Source organism: Rhizobium sophoriradicis (assembly GCF_003939025.1).
Classification (GTDB): Bacteria; Pseudomonadota; Alphaproteobacteria; order Rhizobiales; family Rhizobiaceae; genus Rhizobium; species Rhizobium sophoriradicis.
This window is the reverse complement of sequence record NZ_RQIH01000046.1, coordinates 1-4354: the sequence shown is the minus strand read 5'-3', so window position 1 is coordinate 4354 and position 4354 is coordinate 1. Positions and strand designations below refer to the sequence as shown.

Genomic DNA, 4354 nt, shown 5'->3' with positions numbered 1-4354 from the left:
ATCACGCGATCCGCATCTGGCTGTCGGGATCGAAGAACACGGCCTTGTCGAGATTGAAGGCAAGGCGGGTGTTCTGGCCCGGCGCGATGCCGGCATCGGCGCGCAGCCGGGCGACGACGGATTTGCCGCCGAGCTTGGTGACGGCGAAAGTGTCGGAGCCGGCCGGTTCGACCACTTCGATCAGGCAATCGTCCTCGGTCAGCGAGCGCGCCTTGCGGTCGGCGCCGTCAGGGTCGGTCAAGGCCTCCGGGCGAATGCCGAAGATCACCTGCCGGCCGGCATAGGCGGAGAGACCGTTGGCGCCGGCGACCACAGGCAATCGCAGCGGTGCGCCGTTCGGCCGTTCGAGCGAGACGGCAAGGCCGGAGGCGCCGGCCTCGACGGTGGCGTTGAGCAGGTTCATCGCCGGCGATCCCATGAAGTCGGCGACGAAGAGATTGGCCGGGCTGTTATAGATCTCGGCCGGCGTGCCGAACTGCTGCAGCACCCCGTCCTTGAGCACGGCGATCTTGGTCGCCAGCGTCATCGCCTCGATCTGGTCGTGGGTGACATAGACGAAGGTCGTGCCCATGCGCTGGTGCAGCCGCTTGATCTCGGTGCGCATGTCGACGCGCAGCTTGGCATCGAGGTTGGACAAGGGCTCGTCGAACAGGAAGACCTGCGGATTGCGCACCAGCGCCCGGCCCATGGCCACACGCTGGCGCTGGCCGCCGGACAATTGGCTCGGCTTGCGGTCGAGCAGATGACCGATCTGCAGCATGTCGGAGACCTGCTTGATCGCCTTGGCCCGCTCCTCCTTCGGCACGCCGCGGATCTCCATGCCGAAGGCAATATTGCCCGCCACCGTCATGTTCGGATAAAGCGCATAGGACTGGAACACCATAGCGATGTCGCGCTTGGAGGGATGCAGACCGCTGATGTCGCGCCCGTCGATCTTGATATCGCCTGAGGTGATCGTCTCCAGCCCGGCAATGGTGTTGAGCAGGGTCGACTTGCCGCAGCCGGACGGGCCGACCAGCACCAGGAAGCCGCCCTTTTCGAGTTCGAGGTCGATGCCCTTGAGAATGTCGACGGCGCCGAAGCGTTTTCTGAGACCGGAGATTTCCAGGAAGGCCATGACTTACCCTTTGACTGCGCCCGCCATCAGACCGCGCACGAAGTAGCGGCCGGCGAGGATGTAGACGATGAGTGTCGGAACGGCGGCGATCATCGCCGCCGCCATGTTGACATTGTATTCGACCACCCCGGTCGAGGTGTTGACGACATTGTTGAGCGCCACCGTCATCGGCATGGCGTCACCGGTGCCGGCATAGGCCGAGGCAAACAGGAAGTCGTTCCAGATATTGGTGAACTGGTAGATGACGGTGACGACGATGATCGGCAGCGAGTTCGGCAGCATGATGCGGCGGAAGATCTGGAAAAAGCTGGCGCCGTCGACCTGGGCGGCCCTGACCAGTTCGGTCGGAAAGGCCTCGTAGAAATTGCGGAAGAACAGCGTGGTGAAGCCGAGGCCGTAGACGACATGGACGAAGACCAGATTGATCGTGGGATTACCGAAGCCGAAGGAAAAGCCCGTGGCGTTCTGCAGCGTCATGCCGAAGCGGCCGAGCGAGCCGAGGATCGTCGCCATCGGCAACAGCACCGACTGGAACGGGATGAAGCAGGCAAACAGCATCAACCCGAACACCAGCGTATGGCCGGGGAAACGCCATTTGGTCAGGATATAGCCGTTGAGCGCCCCTAAAATGGTGGAGATCGCAACCGCCGGCACCACCATCTTGATCGAGTTCCAGAAGTAGCCCTTGATGCCGGCGCAGGTCAGCCCGACGCAGGTCTCGCCCCAGGCCTTGATCCAGGGATCGAAGGTCGGCGATTGCGGCAGCGCCAGCATGTTGCCGCTCTGGATCTCCTCCATCGTCTTGAACGAGGTCACCAGCATGACGAAGAGCGGCATCAGATAGAGGATGGCGAAGATCAGCAGCAGGCCGTAGATGACCAGGCGGCCGATCCAGCGGGTATTGTTGCTGCTCTGGTCGCTGTTGTCGCTGCGCTGCGAGAGCGTTGCGGTCGGGGTGCCGATCGTAGAGGTGACGCTGCTCATCGCGCCTTCTCCTTCAGTTCGGAATAGAGATAGGGCACGATGATCGCCGAGATCGTCATCAGCATGATGATGGCGCTGGCCGAGCCGACGGCCATCTCGTTGCGCTTGAAGGTATATTCATACATGAAGTTCGACGGCAGCCAGGCCGAGCCGCCCGGCCCGCCCGAGGTCAGCGCCACCACCAGGTCGTAGGACTTGATCGCCATATGAGCGAGCACGATGAAGGCGGAGAGAAAGATCGGCCGCAGCAGCGGGATGACGATGCGGCGATAAAGCTGGAAGGGCGAGGCGCCGTCGATCTGCGCCGCCTTCATGATCTCGCCGTCTATGCCGCGAAGCCCGGCCAGAAACATCGCCATGACGAAGCCCGAGGCCTGCCAGACGCCGGCGATGACGACGGTGTAGATGACGAAGTCCTTGTTCTTGATCCAGTCGAAGTGGAAGCTCGTCCAGCCGAAGTGATGCAGCGTCTGCTCAAGCCCGAGGCCGGGATCGAGGAACCATTTCCAGGCCACCCCTGTCACAATGAAGGACAGCGCCATCGGATAGAGGAAGATGGGGCGCAATATGCCCTCGCCGCGGATCTTCTGGTCGAGCAGGATGGCAAGCAGCAGGCCGAGTGCCAGACAGATGCCGACATAGAGGAAGCCGAAGATCGCCATGTTGGTGATCGAGGTGTACCAGGAGGACGGCGGATCGCTCTCGAAGGTCCAGCGCCACAGCCGCTGATAGGCGCGTGGTCCCGTCAGGGCATAGGATGGGAAGGTCTTGGAATTGGTGAAGGAGAGATAGGCCGTCCAGACGATGAAGCCGTAGACGAAGACCAGGGTGATGACGAAGCTCGGCGCCAGCACGATCTTCGGCAGCGCATCCTGCAGCCGGCCCCTGAGCGAGATCGGCGTCGTCTGCCCGGGGGTCAGAACCGGATCGGTGGTGGCAACTGTGCTCATGGATATCATCTCCCTTCCCGCAGGATCGGCTCGGCATTTTTTCGCTGCGGAGCCTGAAGCTTCCCCGCGAGATCACGCGGGGAAGCATATTCATCGACGATCCTCAGCGGGCGTCGTCGATCGCCTGGACGAGCTGGGTGACGGCTTCGTCGGAGCTCTTGATCTGGCCGTGGACGAACTTCGAGACGACGTCCTTATAGGCATTGGCGATCGCCGGCGGCGCGCCATAACCCTGGGCCAGCGAACCGAACAGCGTGCCGCCCTCATTGGCGGCCTTCAGGTCGGCGATGCCCTTCTTGCCGCAGGCGTCGAAGTCGGTGTCGGGAACGTCGGTACGGGCCGGCACCGAACCCTTGACGACGTTGAAGGCCGACTGGAAGCTCTTCGACAGCGTTGCCGTCGCCAGCGCCACCTGCGCCGCCTTGCGGTCGTCGGGGACGTTGAACATGCCGAACATGTCGGAGTTGTAGATGACGCTGCCGTCGGTGCCGGGGAAGCGGTAGCAGAGGAAGTCGGTGTCCGGGGTCTTCTTGGCGGCGACGAATTCGCCCTTCGCCCAGTCACCCATCACCTGCACCAGCGCATCGCCCTTGATGACCATGGCGGTCGCCAGGTTCCAGTCGCGGCCGGAGAAGTTCGGATCGACATATTTGACGATCTTCGCCAGGTTATCGAAGGACTTCTTCATCGTCTCCGACTTCAGCGATTCCTCGTCGAGGTCGTTCATCGCCTTCTTGTAGAACTCCGGGCCGCCGGTCGACAGCACGATGGAATCGAACATCGTCGCTTCCTGCCAGTTCTGGCCGCCGAGCGCCAAGGGGATCACACCTGCGGCCTTGGCCTTGTCGAGCAGCGCGATCAGGTCGTCGAAGGTCTTCGGCTCCGTGCCGCCGATCTTGTCCATCACTGCCTTGTTGATCCACAGCCAGTTGACCGAGTGGACGTTGACGGGGGCTGCCACCCACTTGCCGTCATAGACGGAGAACTTCTGCAGCGCCGCCGGCACCGACTTGTCCCAGCCTTCCTTCTTCGCCGTCTCGGTCAGATCGCCCATGACGCCGGCCTCGGCATAATCGAGCACGGTATAACCAAGCATCTGCGAGGCGGTCGGATAGGTGCCTGCCGCAACCATCGCCTTCAGCGCCGTCATCGCCGCATCACCGCCGCCGCCGGCAACCGGCACGTCCTTCCAGGCAAAACCTTCCTTCGACAGATCCTCCTTCAACACGTTCAAGGCAGCCGCCTCGCCGCCTGATGTCCACCAGTGCAGCATCTGCACTTCCTTTACGTCGGCGGCCTGGGC

General features: G+C 62.6%; 4 protein-coding genes. All 4 read right to left on the bottom strand.

Going from position 1 to position 4354, the window contains the following annotated elements; genetic code table 11:
- Position 1 precedes the first annotated feature (1 nt).
- On the bottom strand, positions 2-1117 hold the full coding sequence (locus tag EFR00_RS32640; protein ID WP_077993539.1) for an ABC transporter ATP-binding protein: 1116 nt from the start codon (positions 1115-1117) through the stop codon (positions 2-4).
- Between the two features lie 3 nt (positions 1118-1120).
- Positions 1121-2101, bottom strand: a complete 981-nt coding sequence (locus tag EFR00_RS32635) for a carbohydrate ABC transporter permease (protein WP_077993541.1) — start codon at positions 2099-2101, stop codon at positions 1121-1123.
- A complete protein-coding gene (locus EFR00_RS32630; protein WP_009991516.1) occupies positions 2098-3051 on the bottom strand; it encodes a carbohydrate ABC transporter permease in 954 nt (317 codons plus the stop codon). Before EFR00_RS32630 ends, EFR00_RS32635 begins: the two co-directional genes overlap by 4 nt.
- A 103-nt stretch (positions 3052-3154) precedes the next feature.
- On the bottom strand, positions 3155-4354 hold a 1200-nt coding region (locus EFR00_RS32625), incomplete at its 5' end, for an ABC transporter substrate-binding protein (protein ID WP_077993542.1).